The organism is Mycobacterium sp. (assembly GCF_004298145.1).
Lineage (GTDB): Bacteria > Actinomycetota > Actinomycetes > Mycobacteriales > Mycobacteriaceae > Mycobacterium.
In genome coordinates, this window is sequence record NZ_SCRH01000056.1 from 61,597 (window position 1) to 78,316 (window position 16,720).

At 69.4% G+C, this 16,720-nt stretch carries 16 protein-coding genes; 10 read left to right on the forward strand and 6 right to left on the reverse strand.

The features are described 5' to 3' along the window. The first annotated feature begins 11 nt into the window (after positions 1-11). From eccD to eccE, 3 genes are read left to right on the forward strand one after another with little or no spacing between them, the layout of a single operon-like run. Positions 12-1,436, forward strand: a complete 1,425-nt coding sequence (gene eccD, locus EPN51_RS24635) for a type VII secretion integral membrane protein EccD (RefSeq protein ID WP_293048014.1) — start codon at positions 12-14, stop codon at positions 1,434-1,436. Then, a complete protein-coding gene (gene mycP / locus EPN51_RS24640) occupies positions 1,433-2,860 on the forward strand; it encodes a type VII secretion-associated serine protease mycosin (RefSeq protein WP_293048016.1) in 1,428 nt (475 codons plus the stop codon). Before eccD ends, mycP begins: the two co-directional genes overlap by 4 nt. Continuing rightward, the gene (gene eccE, locus EPN51_RS24645; protein WP_293048018.1) at positions 2,857-3,873 is read left to right on the forward strand and encodes a type VII secretion protein EccE; all 1,017 of its coding nucleotides are present in this window, start codon (positions 2,857-2,859) and stop codon (positions 3,871-3,873) included. The genes mycP and eccE overlap by 4 nt, the downstream gene beginning before the upstream one ends. On the opposite strand, the gene EPN51_RS24650 is transcribed toward eccE, so the two are convergent. Beyond that, positions 3,863-5,050: an alpha/beta fold hydrolase gene (locus tag EPN51_RS24650; protein ID WP_293048311.1), complete on the reverse strand. Its 1,188-nt coding sequence runs from the start codon at positions 5,048-5,050 to the stop codon at positions 3,863-3,865. The genes eccE and EPN51_RS24650 overlap by 11 nt on opposite strands. 177 nt (positions 5,051-5,227) lie before the next feature. Between EPN51_RS24650 and EPN51_RS24655 the strand changes: the two genes are divergently transcribed. Then, the gene (locus EPN51_RS24655; protein ID WP_293048020.1) at positions 5,228-6,007 is read left to right on the forward strand and encodes a trans-aconitate 2-methyltransferase; all 780 of its coding nucleotides are present in this window, start codon (positions 5,228-5,230) and stop codon (positions 6,005-6,007) included. A gap of 171 nt (positions 6,008-6,178) precedes the next feature. Here EPN51_RS24655 and EPN51_RS24660 read toward each other — a convergent pair whose 3' ends face one another. Both EPN51_RS24660 and bluB read right to left on the reverse strand, forming a co-directional pair. Further along, positions 6,179-7,609 (reverse strand): sulfatase, encoded by a 1,431-nt coding sequence (locus EPN51_RS24660; protein WP_293048022.1) that lies wholly within the window; start codon positions 7,607-7,609, stop codon positions 6,179-6,181. A gap of 68 nt (positions 7,610-7,677) precedes the next feature. After that, positions 7,678-8,346, reverse strand: coding sequence for a 5,6-dimethylbenzimidazole synthase (gene bluB / locus EPN51_RS24665; protein WP_293048025.1), 669 nt, complete (start codon positions 8,344-8,346; stop codon positions 7,678-7,680). A 49-nt stretch (positions 8,347-8,395) separates the two neighbouring features. Between bluB and EPN51_RS24670 the strand changes: the two genes are divergently transcribed. Next, positions 8,396-8,680 (forward strand): hypothetical protein, encoded by a 285-nt coding sequence (locus EPN51_RS24670; protein ID WP_293048026.1) that lies wholly within the window; start codon positions 8,396-8,398, stop codon positions 8,678-8,680. Here EPN51_RS24670 and EPN51_RS24675 read toward each other — a convergent pair. Beyond that, on the reverse strand, positions 8,664-9,146 hold the full coding sequence (locus tag EPN51_RS24675) for a hypothetical protein (protein WP_293048027.1): 483 nt from the start codon (positions 9,144-9,146) through the stop codon (positions 8,664-8,666). The two genes, EPN51_RS24670 and EPN51_RS24675, sit on opposite strands and share 17 nt — an antisense overlap. 81 nt (positions 9,147-9,227) lie before the next feature. On the opposite strand from EPN51_RS24675, the gene EPN51_RS24680 reads away from it, so the two are divergent. Both EPN51_RS24680 and EPN51_RS24685 read left to right on the forward strand, forming a co-directional pair. After that, positions 9,228-9,905 (forward strand): phosphatase PAP2 family protein, encoded by a 678-nt coding sequence (locus EPN51_RS24680; protein ID WP_293048028.1) that lies wholly within the window; start codon positions 9,228-9,230, stop codon positions 9,903-9,905. A gap of 98 nt (positions 9,906-10,003) precedes the next feature. Then, complete coding sequence (locus EPN51_RS24685; RefSeq protein ID WP_293048031.1) at positions 10,004-10,663, forward strand: L,D-transpeptidase; 660 nt, start codon at positions 10,004-10,006, stop codon at positions 10,661-10,663. Positions 10,664-10,674: 11 nt separating this feature from the next. On the opposite strand, the gene EPN51_RS24690 is transcribed toward EPN51_RS24685, so the two are convergent. Continuing rightward, the gene (locus EPN51_RS24690) at positions 10,675-11,163 is read right to left on the reverse strand and encodes a nuclear transport factor 2 family protein (RefSeq protein WP_293048033.1); all 489 of its coding nucleotides are present in this window, start codon (positions 11,161-11,163) and stop codon (positions 10,675-10,677) included. After that, positions 11,150-11,770 carry a TetR/AcrR family transcriptional regulator gene (locus EPN51_RS24695; RefSeq protein ID WP_293048034.1) on the reverse strand — a complete coding sequence of 207 codons (621 nt, stop codon included), beginning with the start codon at positions 11,768-11,770 and terminating at the stop codon, positions 11,150-11,152. Before EPN51_RS24695 ends, EPN51_RS24690 begins: the two co-directional genes overlap by 14 nt. A gap of 39 nt (positions 11,771-11,809) precedes the next feature. Between EPN51_RS24695 and EPN51_RS24700 the strand changes: the two genes are divergently transcribed. From EPN51_RS24700 to EPN51_RS24710, 3 genes are all read left to right on the forward strand, one after another. Further along, on the forward strand, positions 11,810-13,036 hold the full coding sequence (locus EPN51_RS24700) for a hypothetical protein (protein ID WP_293048036.1): 1,227 nt from the start codon (positions 11,810-11,812) through the stop codon (positions 13,034-13,036). 155 nt (positions 13,037-13,191) lie between these two features. Then, a complete protein-coding gene (locus EPN51_RS24705) occupies positions 13,192-15,150 on the forward strand; it encodes an Hsp70 family protein (RefSeq protein WP_293048037.1) in 1,959 nt (652 codons plus the stop codon). 144 nt (positions 15,151-15,294) lie between these two features. Next, the gene (locus EPN51_RS24710; RefSeq protein ID WP_293048039.1) at positions 15,295-16,677 is read left to right on the forward strand and encodes a hypothetical protein; all 1,383 of its coding nucleotides are present in this window, start codon (positions 15,295-15,297) and stop codon (positions 16,675-16,677) included. Positions 16,678-16,720: the final 43 nt, after the last annotated feature.

The following is a 16,720-nucleotide window of genomic DNA, read 5'->3' on the forward strand; positions in this document are numbered from 1 at the left end:
CCGGAACCGTCATGCCGATCGTCCGCGTGGCAATCCTCGCGGACAGCAGGTTGACGGAAATGGCCTTGCCCGCCGAGCTGCCGCTGCGTGAAATCCTGCCTGCGGTGCAGCGTTTGGTGGTTCCGGCCGCCACCAACGGCGACTCGGACGACACCGACGGCTCGCGCGGTACCGCCGAGATCGGTGCGGCGACCCAACTGAGCCTGGCCCCCATCGGGGGCGCGCCGTTCAGTCTGGACGCGAGCCTGGACACGGTCGGAGTCGTCGACGGCGATCTGCTGGCGCTGCAACCGGTGCCGGTCGGTCCGGCCGCACCCGGCATCGTCGAGGACGTCGCCGACGCCGCCATGATCTTCTCGACCTCTCGGCTCAAGCCCTGGGGCGCAACGCATATCCAGCGCGGCGCGCTGGCCGCGGTGATCGCGGTGGCCTTCCTGGCGACCGGCCTGTCGGTCACGTACCGCGTCGCCACGGGCGCGCTGGCCGGGCTCGTCGCGGTCAGCGCGGTGGCGGCCCTGACCGCGATCGTCGGCCTGCTGGTCACGGCACGCTCGGCGCGTACCGGCATGGCGCTCTCGGTCGCCGCGCTGGTACCCATCGGCGCCGCGCTGGTGCTGGCGGTGCCGGGCAGGTTCGGCTCGGCACAGGTGATGCTGGCCGCGGCCGGTGTCACCGCGTGGTCGCTGATCGCCTTGATGGTGCCCAGCGCCGAACGCGAGCGGATCGCCGGATTCTTCACCGCGACGGCGGTGCTGGGGGCGGCGGTGCTGCTGGCCGCCGGCGCCGAATTACTGTGGCACGTCAAGCTGGTCGCGATCGGCTGCGGGCTGATCGTGGCGGCGCTGCTGGTCACCATCGAGGCGGCGCAGCTGTCCGCGCTGTGGGCGCGCTTCCCGCTGCCCGTCATTCCGGCGCCCGGGGACCCCACGCCGTCGGCGCCGTCGTTGCAGGTGCTCGAGGACCTGCCGCGCCGGGTGCGCGTCAGCGACGCCCACCAGAGCGGATTCATCGCCGCCGCGGTGCTGCTCAGTGTCCTGGGCTCGGTGGCGATCGCGCTGCGCCCGGAAACGCTGAGTGGAGCGGGTTGGTACGTGGTGGGGGCGACCGCCGCGACGGCGGTGCTGCGCGCCCGGGTGTGGGATTCGGCCGCCTGCAAGGCGTGGCTGCTCGCCCAGCCGCATCTGACTGCCGGCGTCCTGCTGGTGCTCTACACCGCGACCGGACGCTACAGCGCCGCCCTCGGCGCGGCGCTGGTGCTGCTGGCGTTCGTGTCGGTGTGGGTCGTGGTGGCGCTGAACCCGGGTATCGCTGCGCCGGAGAGCTATTCGCTTCCGGTTCGCCGGCTGGTGGGCTTCGCCGCAGCCGGGCTCGACGCCTCGTTGATCCCCGTCATGGCGTTTGTGGTGGGGTTGTTCAGCTCGGTGCTCAATCGATGATTCGGCCGCGGCGATGTCCAGCAGCCTGCTTCGCGGCGGCGTTGGCCCTGTTACCCGCCACCGCCACGTGGACGAGTCCGCCGGCCCTCGCAATCAGCCCGCCGGCGGTCGATCCCGGCGCCACCCCGCCCAACGGGGCGCCGGGGCCGGTGCAGCCGATGGAGCAGCGCGGACCCTGCGCCACCTCCGGGGTCATTCCCGGCAGCGATCCGGGCGCCGTCACGCACAGCCAGGCGGCGCTGAATCTGCCTGCGGCATGGCAGTTTTCGCGCGGTGACGGTCAACTGGTCGCGGTGCTCGACACCGGGGTGCACCCGGGCGCGCGGCTGCCTAATGTCGAACCGGGCGGCGATTTCGTCGAGGCCACCGACGGCCTGACCGACTGCGACGGACACGGCACGCTCGTCGCCGGGATCATCGCCGGCCAGCCGTCGGGTGACGACGGGTTCTCGGGCGTGGCCCCCGCCGCGCGGGTGGTGTCGATCAGGACGACGTCGGCCAAGTTCTCGCCACGCACGCCGGGTGGTGATCCGCTGCTGGCCCGGGTGTCATCCGAGGTCACGACGCTGGCCCGGGCCATCGTGCACGCGGCCGACCTCGGCGCCCGGGTGATCGACGTCGGCTCGGCCACCTGCCTGCCCGTGGACCGCCCCGTCGACCAGGCCGCCCTCGGGGCCGCCGTGCGCTACGCGGCGGTGGACAAGGACGCGGTGATCGTGGCCGCCGCGGGCAACAGCGGGCCGACCGGCTCGTTCGCCGGTGGAACGTCTTGTGAATCCAACCCGCTCACCGACCTGGGCCGCCCGAACGATCCGCGAAACTGGGCCGGCGTCACCTCGATGTCCATCCCGTCGTTCTGGCAGCCGTACGTGCTGTCGGTGGCCTCACTGACCCCGGATGGCCAGGCGTCGAAGTTCACCGTGGCGGGCCCGTGGGTGGGTGTCGCGGCGCCCGGCGAACGCATCGTCTCGGTCGGCAACGGTGACGGCGGGGGCCTGGCCGCGCTGGCCAATGGCCTGCCCGACGATCATCAGCGACTGGTCGCCCTCAACGGCACCAGCTACGCGGCCGGTTACGTCGCCGGCGTCGCCGCGCTGGTGCGCAGCAAGTATCCCGACCTGTCGGCCGCCGCGGTGGCGCATCGCATCACCGCGACCGCGCACAACGGAGCCCGTGACCCGTCCAACCTGGTGGGTGCCGGCAGCGTGGACCCGGTGGCAGCTTTGACCTGGCAATTGCCCGCCGGTGATCAACCGGCCGGAGCCGCGGAAAAGCAGGTCGCCCTGCCCCCCACACCGGCCCCCAAGGACACCACACCGCGGACCGTCGCGGTGGCCGGCACCGCCGTGCTGGCCGTGCTGGTCGCCGTGGCCGGCGCGGTCACCGCAATCGCCGCACGCCGAGGAAAGGACCCCACCCCGTGAGCAAGCATTCGATACCGATTCCCGGGAGCGGGCGAATCACGTTGGCGCTGCTGGCTATTGTGCCCGCGGCCATGGCCTACCCATGGCGATCGCCCCGGGACTACTGGGTGCTCGGCATCGCGGCCGCCGTCGTGATCGTGCTGTTCGGCGTGTGGGGCGGTTTGTATTTCACCACCATCCTGCGGCGCCGCCTGGCGATCATCGGGCGCCGCAACGCGTTCACCCCCGAGTCTCCGGCCACGGCGACGACCGCTCTGGTTCGGGTGGGCGCACCGGAGGACGACTCCGATGTGCTCCCGCTGCCGCTGATCGTCGGCTACCTGGACCGCTACGGCATCCGGGCGGACAAGATCCGGATCACCAGCCGGGACAACGCCTCCGACGCGTCGAGGCGCGAGACCTGGATCGGGCTCACCGTGTCGGCCCCCGAAAATCTGGCCGCGCTGCGGGCCCGCTCGTCGCGAATCCCGCTGCACGAGACCGCTCAGGTGGCGGCGCGACGGCTGGCCGACCACCTCCGGGAGACCGGGTGGGAAGCCACCGTCGTCGCACCCGACGACGTCCCCCGGCTGTTGACGTCCAACCCCCGCGAGAGATGGCGCGGGGTGCAGCGCGGCACGTCGGATTTCATTGCGGCATACGAGATCCGGGTGGACGAGGTGCTGCCGGAGACGTTGGACGCGATCCGGTCGCATTCGGCGCGCGAGACCTGTACCGCGCTGGAGATCGCCGGTGACAGGGGCGAGCCCACCGTCGCCGTGGCGTGTGCGTTCCAGACCGACACCCCGCCGGACCGCAAGGCACCGCTGCCCGGGCTGACCCCGCAGGGCGGAAATCACCTGCCCGCACTGACGGCGCTGGACCTGTTGTCCACGGCGCGGCTGGACGGACACACGCGCCCGCCCGCGGACCTGCTCTCGCGGCTGCACTGGCCCACCCTGGTCGGCGGGGCCCATCGGGCATCGCCGACCGGCAGCTCGGACACCGAGACATTCGAGGCCGCTAGAACATGACCTCCTGCAGGAACGCGGTCATCCGGCGCAGGTAGTCCAACTGGCTGACATGGATCACGTGGCTGCCCGGAAACCAGTGCAGCGCACAGTGATTCCAGTGGTGCCACAGCTTGACGGCATGGTCCGGCGGCGCCATCCGGTCACCGAGGCCGGTGATGATCATCCGGCGATCGGCTCGGATCAGCGGCCGGTAATTGAGCGGGCAGTGGTAGGCCAGGCCGGCTCTCAACTCGTCGTGGCTGATATCGGAGCGGCGCAGGCCCACCCGAATCAGCTTGTTGGCCGGGAACCATTCGTCGAACAGCGTCGAGGGAGTGACGACGGGACAGTTGGGGATGACGGCCTCGAGCCGATCGTCGGCGGAGGCCACCAGCGCCGAGGTGTAGCCACCCAGCGAGATGCCGGTGAGCGCGATGCGATCGACACCGGTGTGGCGCAAATAGTCGATGACGGAACGAAAGTCATGCACGGCCTGGGCCATCGCCTCGGCGAAACCGCTGAGGCCGCCGGCGAAATAGCCGAAACCGCTGAAGGGTGAGAACCTTTCGGCCCGCTTGCCGTGGAATGGCAACGTATACATCAACACGTCATAGCCGGCGCGGTAGTACCAGGGCAGCGCGAAGAACCGCCCGTTGGCCAGGTACGACGACCCCATGAAGCCGTGGATGACGCACAGCGTGGGCCGCGGTCCGTCGTCGTGGCGCCAGTGCTGCGCGCGCACCACGTTGTTGGACCCCCACGCACTCCACCGCGCACGCATGGCGGGGTTTATCGCCGTGAAACTGCTGGGGAACGCGATGTTGTCGACGGTGCCGCGCGCGACCCACTCCGCCAGCGGGCTGGCACGCACCGAGGTGACCCGCGGCAACTCGGTGGGCGCCGGAAAGGACTTCGCGGGATCCCCCGCCGCCCCCCGCTCGGCATAGAAGTCGAGGTTGCCACGCTCGGTCGCGGCATCGGATCGCCGCAGGGCGCCCGCGACCACGAACGGCGCCACCGTGGTGGTGAGCAGCGAGGCAACCCAGGTGCGCAGGGCCAGATCGCCGAGGGCCGACGCCTCGACTACCATTCGCTGACGGGGCGACAACGCCGAGCGGGGGGGTAATCCGCCGGCGCCGGCCGGTACATCGGCGCCGGAAACGTTGGGAACGGGAATGGGCGGGTCGATCGGATCCATGTCGGGCGCCACGAACGCCGATGGTAGCCGGACAGGCGCGCGCTTCCAGGGCGTTTGACCGGTTTCGGTGCGCGGCGGTGTCATCCGGGACCACGGCGGGCGGTGCCGGGGCACCATAGGAGTAATACGGTTTGCTATCAGCCGGCTAGCGACGGCGCGTTGATCAGGAGGACCGACATGTGGAACCCGGACGTCTACCTGGCCTTTGCCGACCACCGCGGCCGGCCCTTCTACGATCTGCTGTCGCGGGTGGGCGCCGAGCGGGCGCGCCGCGTCGTCGATCTCGGCTGCGGGCCCGGCCACCTGACGACGTACCTGGGCCGGCGCTGGCCGGACGCCGTGATCGAGGCGGTGGACAGCTCCCCGGAAATGGTCGCCGCCGCCAAGGAGCGCGGCATCGACGCCGTCACCGGCGACCTGCGCGACTGGAAGCCCAAGCCCGACACCGACGTGGTGGTCAGCAACGCGGCCCTGCACTGGGTGCCCGAGCATGCCGACCTGCTGCTGCGGTGGGCGAGGGAGCTGACGCCCGGATCATGGATCGGGGTTCAGATGCCGGGTAACTTCGAGTCCCCGTCCTACGCCGCGGTGCGGGCGCTGGCCCGCCGGGAGCCGTATGCGAAGTTGCTGCGCGACATACCATTTCGCGTGGGAGCGGTGGTTCAACCGCCGGCGTACTATGCCAACCTGCTGCTCGACGCGGGATGCAAGGTCGACGTCTGGGAGACCACGTATCTGCATCAGCTGACCGGCGAACACCCGGTGCTGGAATGGATCACCGGCACGGCGCTGGTCCCGGTGCGTGAGCGGCTCGACGAGGACACGTGGGAGCAGTTCCGCGAGGAGCTGATTCCGCTGCTGTCCGACGCCTATCCGCCCCGGTCCGACGGAACGACGATCTTCCCGTTCCGGCGGGTGTTCGTCGTCGCCGTGGCCGGCGGCGCGAGCCGCTCGTAGTGGCGATCGCAAGCGCGGCGTAGCCGGGCGCAGCGGGTCGCCACCATCGGACCAGTGGCGATCGCAAGCGCGGCGTAGCCGGGCGCAGCGGGTCGCCACCATCGGACCAGTGGCGATCGCAAGCGCGGCGTAGCCGGGCGCAGCGGGTCGCCACCATCGGACCAGCCGCGACTATCGCTGCGCGGGTTTGCCTTCTTCGACACCCCGGTCGGCGGCGATGCCCGACCGCGGGGTCGGCTTGGTGCCGTGATGAATCTGCAGATATGTTTCGGTGTACCGCGCGGCGATGCGGGTGCCGGCGAATTCCGAGGGGATGACGTCGCCGGTACGCTGCCGCCAATCATGCAGCAGGACGGCAAGGTTGGCCGCAACGTCGTCGGCGTCCGCGCCGTCGTCGGCCAGCAGGTTGGTGGTTTCGGTCGGGTCGGTGCGCAGATCGTAGAGTTCACGCTCGGGCCGCGGCGCCGTGACGAACGGCGCCACAGCCACCCCGGACGGGCTTTCCTCGATGTCCCAGGGCAGATCCAGCAGCGGCCGCGACGCGTAATTCTCGATGTAGCTGTAGTCCTTGGTGCGGATCGCGCGAATCGGATCGAACGAGTCGTGGTAGGTCTTCATCGTGTACACCTGGTCGCGCACCGGTGTGGCGTGCGGACCCGGCTCCAGCAGGGCGTCCGCGTGCGACACACCGTCGGCATCGGCCGGAGCGCCGATTCCCAACAGCCCCAGCAGCGTTGGCAACAGGTCGACGCCGCTGAACAGTTCGTCGTAGACGCGGGGAGCCACGGCCCGGTTGGTGGGTGGGCGGATGATCATGCCGATGCCGGTTCCGGCGTCGTACAGCGTGGATTTCGCCCGCGGAAACGCGGGGCCGTGATCGGTGAAGAACACCACCCAGGTGTTGGCGTCCAACCCGGTGTCCGCCAGCGTGTCCAGTAGGCGCCCGACGGCGGCATCGGCCGCGCTGATGGCCCCGTAGAAGGCGGCGAGGTCACCGCGCACCTCGGGGGTGTCGGGCAGGTAGTCGGGCGGGTCGACATCGGCGCGCTCCGCCGCCGAGTATCGGTCCTCGGGGTAGGGCCGGTGTGTCTCGAAAAAGCCGGCGGTCAACAAAAACGGCTGCCCCACAAGGCCCTCGGCGCTTTGCCGTAGCCACCGGTCGGCCTTTTCGGCCACGTAGTCACAGTAGGAGTTCGATACGTCGAACTCGTCGAAACCCAGCCGTTTCGGGTAGGAGGTCTCGTGCTGCATACCGAAAAGTGCTGAATACCAACCAGACTCGGACAGAATTTGGGGAAGGGTCCGGATTCCGCTGCGGTATTCCCAGCCGTGGTGGGCCAGGCCGATGAGACCGTTGGACTGCGGATAGCGCCCGGTGAACAGCGATCCGCGCGACGGCGAGCACAGCGGCGCGGTGGCGTGCGCCCGGGTGAACAGGATGCCCTCGGCCGCAAGGCGGTCCATTCGCGGGCTCGACACGTCCGGGTGGCCGTAGGCGCCGAGGTAGCGGCCCAGGTCGTGCCAGTGCACGATCAGCACATTGTCCTTCTGCCGCGTGCCACCTTCCGTGTCCCCAGCTTCGCCCGGCGTCAATTGCGTCACCTCTCACTTGCCTCGCGACCGGCGACGATACCGCAACGTCCCGCGGCGATCCGCGCCGTGCCGACGAGTCAGGGTAGCTGGAGGCGGCCCCACCGGTTTTCGCAGACGAATTCCGACAGCGGCCGCGGGGCGGCCCAGCCGTCCAGTTCCAGCGCCGGGCGATCGGGGAATTCGGGCACCGGCCCCAGGCACAGGATCGCCACCGGTTCGGCGCCGGCGGGCATATCCAGCAGCGACGCCAACCGCCGCGGATCGAACAGTGACACCCAGCCCATGCCGAGGCCCTCGGATCGTGCTGCCAGCCAAAGGTTCTGGATGGCGCACGACACCGACGCCAGGTCCATCTGCGGCAAGGTCCGCCGCCCGAACACGTGCTGGTCGCGGTCGTCGCCCAGCGCCACCACCAGAAGCTCGGCGCAATCGAGGATGCCCTCCACCTTGAGTGCCAGGAATTCGTCCGCTCGCTCGCCCAGGGCGGCGGCGGTGAGTGGGCGTTCCTCGTCCACGAGCGCGTGGATGCGCCGCCGTAGCGCACCGTCGGTGATCCGGATGAAGCGCCACGGCTGCATCAGGCCGACGCTGGGCGCCGCGTGCGCGGCCTGCAGCAGGCGCACTAGCACGTCCTCGTCCACCACCGCGCCCGGAACGAACCGGCGCATGTCACGGCGCTCGGAGATGACGCGATAGACGGCCCGCCGCTCCTGCGGGCTGAATACCTGACCGGTCACATCAGCCATCGTAGGAAATCCGCGTTAGCGTGGATGGTGTCTTGAAGGGAGTGTCCCGGTGAAGCCTTCCGACATACTCGAGCAGCTGGCCGCCGATCCCGCCGCCGGCGCCGGCTACGGCGAGCCGTATCAGACCCCCGACGGCACCACCGTCATCCTGGTCGCCAAGCCGCCCGGGGTGTTTGCCATCCGCAACGGCCGGGCCTCCTGGACGCCGGCCGTGGATGGTAGCCGCATCGCGCTGATCGGGGTGCTCACCGGCCTGCTGGCCGCGGTGATCGGCAGCCTGGCGGTGCTGCGGCAGCCGCCCTGGCCGCGGATCACGATCACGGACTATAGGTAACGCCGACGGCGCGGAACACGTATTCCGGCGGCATGTCGAACGCCAGCGACCGCCGCGGCAGGCCGTCGAGCACATCGGCCGGAATGGTGGCTTTGTAGTGCAGCGACAACTCGCCGCTGAATTTTTCGTCGACCCGCGAGACATCGACGTCCACCTGCAAACCTTCCGGCGAGATCTCCACCTTGGCCGCCCCGGTCTGCGGCGCGTTCCACCGGACATTGACGGTCGGGCCGGCCAGCCGGGGCAACATGGACAGTGTTGCCAAAACGCGCTCCGAGGTGAAGGCCAGTGAGCCCGTGTAGCTGGCGACGCTGTGCGCCAACCGCACACCGGGGATGGTGCCGTGGAATCGCCGGGTCACCGCGACGTAATCGGCAAGGTAGGTAAGGCCTTCCGATTCGACCTGGGCATGCAGCTCGTCGGGCAGCTTGCCGATGCCGAACAACCTGCGGACAAAGACGGCCATAAGGCCAGTATGACGGCGTTGGCGACGCCGTGCGGCGGGCCAAACGGTCCAGACCCGGGCCATGCTGGTATCCGTTGGTCCATGACCCGACCGAAGACGTTGCCGGCCGTGGGGATCGCTGTGCTGGCCGCGGCGGTTTATGCGCTCATGTGGGTGGGCTACCGCCAAAACTGGAATTGGCTGTATCGCATGGACTGGTCGCTGTTGAACGGGGCACACGCCGCCGCGATCAAACACCCGTCATGGCTGCGCTTGGCCGAGTCGGTGTCATTCGTGTTGGGCCCGGGGCCGCTGGCCGTGCTGGGGATCGCGGTGACGGTGTTCGCCCTGGTGATGCGCAATCTGCGGGCCGCGCTGGTGCTGTTGTTGGCGTGCGCGCCGTGCAACGAGCTCGTGACGGCGGCGGCCAAGGCGATGGTCGACCGCCCACGGCCGTCGACCATGCTGGTCGCGGCTGCCTCGACCTCGTTTCCGTCCGGTCATGCGCTCGAAGCGACGGCCGGCCTGCTCGCGATGCTGTCCTTCGCCCTGCCGATGATGAACCGGGCGACGCGGCGCATCGCGGTCGCCGCGGTGGCGCTGGCGGTGCCGGCGGTCGGCATCTCCCGGGTGGCGCTCAACGTGCATTACCCGTCCGACGTGCTGGCCGGCTGGTCGCTGGGATACCTGTATTTCCTGTTGTGCCTCTGGGTTTTTCATCCCCCGATCAGGCGATCCGCGAGCATCGGGGAAGCGGCGGAGCCGGCCGCGGCACGCTAACGCCTTGTCGCGGTGGGCATTTGGTCACGGTGCGGTGACCTAACTGGGACTAAAGCTTTACTTGACCCTGAGAATGTTCCGGTCCGACGATGGAGTGCATGCACCGACTGCTCACGTCACTGTGCGCCGCGGCGTGCGTGATTTTCGCCTCGGTGGTGTTCGCGCCGATCGGCGCCGCTGCCGGCGCCCCCTGGTTCGCGAACGCGGTCGGCAATGCGACGCAGGTGGTTTCGGTCATGAGCACCGGCGGTTCGAACGCGACAATGGAGATCTTCCAGCGCACCGGCACCGGCTGGCAGTCGCTGCGTTCGGGCATTCCCACCCACGTCGGCTCGGCGGGGATGGCGCCGCAGGCCAAAAGCGGTGTTCCGGCCACCCCGCTGGGCGTCTACAGCCTGGACTCCGCCTTCGGCACCGCCCCGAATCCCGGTGGCGGACTGCCCTACACGCAGGTCGTCGGGCCCAATTACTGGTGGAGCGGTGACGACCACAGCGCCACCTTCAACTCAATGCAGGTGTGCCAGAAGGCGCAGTGCCCGTTCAACACGGGCGAAAGCGAGAACCTGCAAATCCCGCAGTACAAGCACGCGGTCGTGATGGGCGTCAACAAGAACAAGGCCCCAGGCGGCGGCGCCGCGTTCTTCTTTCACACCACCGACGGCAAGCCCACCGAGGGCTGCGTGGCCGTCGACGACGCTCAGCTGGTGTCGATCATGAAATGGCTGCGGCCCGGCGCGGTCATCGCGATCACGAAGTAGCAGCCGACCGGTCAGTCCAGCGCGCGGCCGGGTGTCACCTTGAAGTCGATGCCCGCCAACGACATTGTCGCCTCATAGGTGCGGTCGTAGCCGGTGGCGCTGATTTTCCAGCCGTCCTCGGTGCGCCGGTATCGGTCGCGGTAGAAGGCCGCGCCGATCAGCATGAAGTGCAAGTCGGCGACGATGACCCGGTCCTGCAGGTACCAGCCACCCGAAGCCTCGTCGCCGGACACGGTGATCTCTGGGTGTGTCACCCGGTGTTCCGTAATCACCGCCGGCCCAAGCGATTTGCGCATGTAATTCACCAGGTCGACGCGGTTGGTGAAACGGTGCTCCTCGCCCACCGAGGAACCGTAGTCGCCGATGACATCCTCGGCGAGTGTGTCGGCGAAATCGTCCCAGCGCTTGGTGTCCAGCGCACGCAGATACCGGTATTTGACTTGCTTGATGGCTTCGATGTCGGCCAGTTCGTCGAGGGTCATCCCGTCATTGCAGCACACGGGTGACCATGTCGATCAGGGCGCGCCGTTCCAGGCTCCAGTCGACCGTCGTCCCGATGACCATCTGCGCCAGCACCACACCCCGCAGCGTCGCCCAAATCACCTCGGCCACACCGGCATTGGCCGGGTCGGTGGTGATCAGCCGGCCGAGCTGGCCGATCGCGGAGTTCATTTCGAGCAGGTGCCGCCGCGACGACTCACCCAGGCCGCCGCGGGTCGCCCGCAGGATCTCGAACGCCGCCATCGACGTCGGACTGCTGTAGCAGCTCCACGCGGTGTCGATGACGACTTCGATCCGCTCGTGCAGCGGCAACGCGCTGACATCGGCCGACGACAGGCTCTCCACCAGCCTGGCCACCCCGTCGTCCACCACGGCCATCAGCAGGCTGTTGCGGTCGCCGAAGTGATATTGGATGACCCCCCACGTCACCCCCGCGCGTTCGGCCACGTGCTTGGCGGTCGCGGCGGCGAAGCCCTCCTCGATGATGCAGCGGACCGTCTCGTCGATGATTTTCGCCCGGGTGTCATCGCCGCGCTTGCGCGGCGCGGTGGTTCGCCTGGTGGGAGCGGCCGGGCGCCCGGGAGGCTGGCCTGCGACAATGGACATTGTTGACTTTATAACATAGTCGAGTCTATTTTTTAAGACGTGGCCCAATCCCCGTATGCGCGTTTGTCCCGTTCCGAGCTCGCCGTCCTGCTCCCCGAACTGCTGCTGATCGGGCAGATGATCGATCGCTCCGGCATGGCGTGGTGCATCAGTTCGTTCGGCCGGGACGACATGGTGCAGATCGCCATCGAGGAGTGGTCGGCCGCCAGCCCCGTCTACACCCGGCGCATGCAACGGGCGCTGAACTACGAGGGCAACGATGTGCCCACCATTTTCAAGGGCCTGCAACTCGATATCGGCGCCCCGCCGCAATTCATGGATTTCCGCTACACCGTGTATGACCGCTGGCACGGTCAATTCGAGCTGGCGTCCTGCGGCGCGCTGCTCGATGTCGAGCCGATGGGGCCGGACTACGTCTTCGGGATGTGTCACACCATCGAGGACCCGACCTTCGACGCCACCGCGGTGGCGACAAATCCGCGCGCGCAGTGCCGGCCGATCCACCGGCCGCCGCGCGAGCCGGCCGACCGAAAGCCGCACTGCGCGTGGTCGGTGATCATCGAAGAGTCCTATCCCGAGGCCCAGGCCATTCCGGAACTCGACATCGTGCTTCAAACACGCGCTGCCAGTTGGGAACTCGATCCCATCGATTCCTCCGATGAGGGGATGGCGGACTATTCCGGGCCGCTGCTGGCCGATCTGGACTTCGGCGCGTTCTCGCACTCGGCCCTGGTGCGGATGGCCGACGAGGTCTGCCTGCAGATGCACCTGCTGTATCTGTCTTTCGTCATCGCGGTGCGCAAGCGCGCGGCCGACGATGCCGAAGCCCTGTCGATCTGCACCCGCGGCCTGATCGGCGTGGCCGGGCTTGCCGCTGAGCGGATCCACCGCGCGATAGGGTCCCCCGGCGGCATCGACGGACTGCTGCGGGTCCTCGACTTGCACCCGCTGCTCAATCCCGCGGGCTATGTCGTGTCGGAAATCGCGGGCGAGCGGCTGATGGTCCACCGGTCACCGGCGCACGACGACGCCGCCTGGATCTCACTGTGCTCGCCGGAATCGGCGCAACCGCTGCAGGCGATCGCCACCGCGGTCAACCCGCGCATCGCGGTTCACGTCAGCGGCACCGACACCGACTGGACCGCCGAGTTCGCCGAAACCGACACCGCGGCCGCCGAACTGCCGGAGGTGTCGGTGACCAAGGTCAGCGGCGGTTCGACATTCCAGTTCGAAGCGAGGCGATCGCTGCCGCTCACCGTGGTGTGAGCCGAACGCACTTTGTCAAGGGGTCGGCGGTACCACTTCGGTGACGCAACCGCATCGACCGTATACCGATGATGTTGCAACCCATCGGCTTTGGGCGTGTCCGCGGCTAAGGTTGACGCTGGCCACCGACCCCTATAGACGAAGGTTTTCGCTCTATGTACGACCCACTGGGGTTGTCGATCGGGACCACGAACCTGATCGCTGCGCGTAATGGAAGCCCACCGGTTGCTCGCCGCTGCGTGCTCACCCTTTACCCGCACTGTGCACCGAAAATCGGTGTGCTCGAAGAGGATCCACCCCTAGCCGAGCCCGGTGTACCGATGAAGGGCTTCATCGAGCGCATCGGCGATTCGGTCGCGCTGGTGTCGCCCGACGGTTCCGCGCATGACCCGGAGCTGCTGACGGTGGAGGCCCTGGATGCGATGGTGTTCGCCGCGGGCGCCGACGCGGCGTGCTCGGAGATCTCCATCGCGGTTCCCGCGCACTGGAAACCCGGCACGGTGCAGGCGCTGCGCGACGCTTTGCGGACCCATGTGGGGTTTGTCCGAAGCGGGATGGCGCCCCGCCTGGTCTCGGATGCGATCGCGTCGGTGACCGCGGTGAAATCCGAGCTCGGCCTGCCCGACGAGGGCGTGGTCGGGCTGCTCGACTTCGGCGGCAGCGGCACCTCGGCCACGTTGGTGAACATCGCCGGGGATTTCGAACTCGTCGGCGCCACAATGCGGTACGCGGCGTTGTCCGGAGAAGAGATCGACCAGGAGCTGCAGCTGCGCGCCTTCGAGGAACTGGGCCGCGGCAGCGGCCTCGACCCGGGCAGCACCGCGGCCGTCGGGCAGCTCGGCGAACTCAGGGAACAGTGCCGGGCGGCCAAGGAGCGGCTATCGGTCGACATGGCCACCGACATCGCCGCCGAGCTGGGCGGGCGCAGTTGCAGCCTGACATTGACGCAGGACGACCTCGAAGAGCTGATCCAGGATCGGCTGACCGGCTTCATCTATGCCTTCGACGACATGCTGGTGCGCTACCGCACGAGCTGGTCCGACCTTGCGGCGGTGGTCACGGTCGGTGGCGGGGCGCGCATTCCGCTTGTGACCGAACGACTTTCGATGCACGGGCGCACCCCGATCCTGACACCGTCGCAACCGGCGTCCGCGGCGGCCTGCGGGGCGCTGATCCTGGCTTCCCGCGGGGGAGAGCTGGATCTGCGGACCCGTACATCGATCGGGCTGCTCGCGGCCGCCGAAACCGTCGGCGACGTCGTCGACCTCGGTGCGGGCGACGTGCTGGTGATCGACGACGAGGCGCTCACGGATCGCGAATTGGCGTGGTCGCAAACCGATGATCCCGGCGACCTGCGGATGCGGTTCGGCGGCGAAACCTACGACGAAGACGGCCCGGCGGGCTGGTCCATGCGGCTCAGCGTCATCGAGGCCCCGCGGGAACGCCGGCCCTGGCTGCGCCTGCGGTTCTCCCAGTTGATCATCGGCATGTCCGCGTTGGTCGCCATGACGGCGGTCGGCGGGGTGGCCTACACGCTGACCGGGATAGAAAACCGTCAGGCCCCGCCGGCGCCGGCCGTCAGCCCGGCCGCGCCACGTCCGGCCGCACCGCCGCCCACCGCGGTGCCGCCGTCCCCGGCGCCCCCTCCGCCCAGCGCGCAACCGCTCCCCAGTCCGCCGCCACCGCCGCCCGAACCACCGCCGTCGCCGCCACCGCCACCGCCTCCGGTCGTGGTGACCACGGCGCCGCCGGCGCCGGTCTACACCCCGAGGCACACGGCGCCACCGACGACGGCCTCGCCGCCGCAGCCAACGGTCACCACGACGGTGCCTGTGACGACTCAGCCGCCGACGGTCACGACGACACCGCCGCCTCCCCTCACGAGTGAGACGCCGGCCACCACCAGCACCACGACGACGGTGCCGATGACGACGGAGTGGATCCACGTTCCGCTGCTGCCGGTACCGATACCGATCCAGGTGCCCCAGAAGCAGGCTCCCGCCACTCCGCAGTATCCGGCGAACGAGTATCCGCAGTATCAGCCGTATCCGGGGAACGAGTATCCGCAGTATCCCGGGAGCTCCCAGAATCCGTACCTGGGCCCGGGTTACTAGCGTCCTTCCTGCTGAGGCAGTCCGCCTGCGCGGCTTACCGCGCACGGGTAGCGTGGTGTCACCAAGTTCGGATGGGGATTTGCCCCGTCATGCCCTTGCGGAGGGCTTCCCCCGCGGGCACCAAGAAGACCTTGGAGGCGTTACGTGGACATCGTGCTTGGGGTGTCGATGGCTCCCAGGACGGTCCGCCTGGTAGCGATCGAAGGCCAAGACGCCGACGGTGTGACCGTCGAACAAGAAGAGTTCGAGGTTGGCGCCGCCGGCGATGCGGCGGCTCATGCCGTCGATCGGGTGATCGACGCCATCGGCGGCACCCGCGAGGGAGTGATCGAGGGCGGCCACCGGTTGAGCTCCACCGGGGTTACCTGGGCGAACCCCGCCGACGTCGCCGCGCTGCGGGAGGCGATCAACGCCAGCGACCTCGGCAACGTGATGCTGGTCGCGCCGTTGCTGGCGGCGGCAGCGTTGGCGCAGACGGTGGGCGCGGCCCTCGCGTACGAGCACATCGCGATGCTGTTCGTCGAGTCCGGGAGCGCGACGCTGGCCGTCGTTGAGGTCGCCAACGGTTCCATCGTCGATCTGCACCGGCGCCGGATCACCGTCGCCCCCGGCGGCGCGGCGGCCGCCGAGTTGGCGTCGATGGTCGCCGGCCTTGATGCGGGCGGGTCCGGGGCGGACGGCGTGTTCCTGGTCGGCTGCGGAACCGACATCGTTTCACTGAAGCCCACGATCGAGGCGGCGACCTCGCTGCGGGTCACCGGCCCGGAGGAGCCGGACATGGCGCTGGCCCGCGGGGCCGCGCTGGCGTCGGCGAACGCGCCGCTGTTCGCGTCGTCGACGGCGGCCCTGGCCTACGCGCTGGACCCGGGCACCGGGGAACTGAGCCCGCCGGGGCTCAGCCCGACCTACCTCGACATGTGGGGCAATACCGGGACGGGTGGCACCGGCGTCCGGGCCTACAGCGCCCTGGCCGACGAAGACGAGATGGCCCCGCGCCCGCGCCGCAGCCGGGCCATGCTGCTGGCCGGCAGTGCCCTGGCCGGTGTCGCCGCGGTGATAGCCGGGGTGGTGCTGGTGACGCTGACGTCGGATCAGCCGACGCGGCAGAGTGGGCACAATTCGGGCGTCAGCGTTGCCACCCCGGGGATCCAGCTGCCGGCCCCACCGCCGAGCAACCCGCCGCAAGCGCAGTTGCCCGCCCCGAGCACGCCCCCGCCGGCGCCCGCACCCACCCCGGAGGTGGCCGCCCCCGCGCCCGCCCCCGCGCCGGTAGCGCAGGCACCGCAGACGACGGCCACTTCGGCGCCCCCGGCGCCGGTCCATCGCGCCCCGACCCGGCAGACGCCGCAGTACGTGCCGCAGCCTGTCGAGCAGGCGGCGCCGCCCCCGCCCGCCGCACCGCCGCCCGCGCCCCCGCCCGCCGCGCCGCCGCCGCCCGCCCAGCCGCCGGTGACCATGTACCTGCACTTCCCGTTCGTCACGGTGCCCATCCCGATCAACCCGCCGCCGCCCCCGCCGGGCCCCTAGGACGTGGCCAGCACCTGGCACCCGCGCTCGGCCGAGTGCACAC

What these genes read in the sequence shown, in the direction of transcription:
- eccD (WP_293048014.1), top strand. Translation starts at nt 12, where the DNA reads ATGCCGATCGTCCGCGTGGCAATCCTCGCGGACAGCAGGTTGACGGAA.
- mycP (WP_293048016.1), top strand. Translation starts at nt 1,433, where the DNA reads ATGATTCGGCCGCGGCGATGTCCAGCAGCCTGCTTCGCGGCGGCGTTG.
- EPN51_RS24650 (WP_293048311.1), bottom strand. Translation starts at nt 5,050, where the DNA reads ATGGATCCGATCGACCCGCCCATTCCCGTTCCCAACGTTTCCGGCGCC.
- EPN51_RS24655 (WP_293048020.1), top strand. Translation starts at nt 5,228, where the DNA reads ATGTGGAACCCGGACGTCTACCTGGCCTTTGCCGACCACCGCGGCCGG.
- bluB (WP_293048025.1), bottom strand. Translation starts at nt 8,346, where the DNA reads ATGGCTGATGTGACCGGTCAGGTATTCAGCCCGCAGGAGCGGCGGGCC.
- EPN51_RS24675 (WP_293048027.1), bottom strand. Translation starts at nt 9,146, where the DNA reads ATGGCCGTCTTTGTCCGCAGGTTGTTCGGCATCGGCAAGCTGCCCGAC.
- EPN51_RS24680 (WP_293048028.1), top strand. Translation starts at nt 9,228, where the DNA reads ATGACCCGACCGAAGACGTTGCCGGCCGTGGGGATCGCTGTGCTGGCC.
- EPN51_RS24685 (WP_293048031.1), top strand. Translation starts at nt 10,004, where the DNA reads ATGCACCGACTGCTCACGTCACTGTGCGCCGCGGCGTGCGTGATTTTC.
- EPN51_RS24695 (WP_293048034.1), bottom strand. Translation starts at nt 11,770, where the DNA reads ATGTCCATTGTCGCAGGCCAGCCTCCCGGGCGCCCGGCCGCTCCCACC.
- EPN51_RS24705 (WP_293048037.1), top strand. Translation starts at nt 13,192, where the DNA reads ATGTACGACCCACTGGGGTTGTCGATCGGGACCACGAACCTGATCGCT.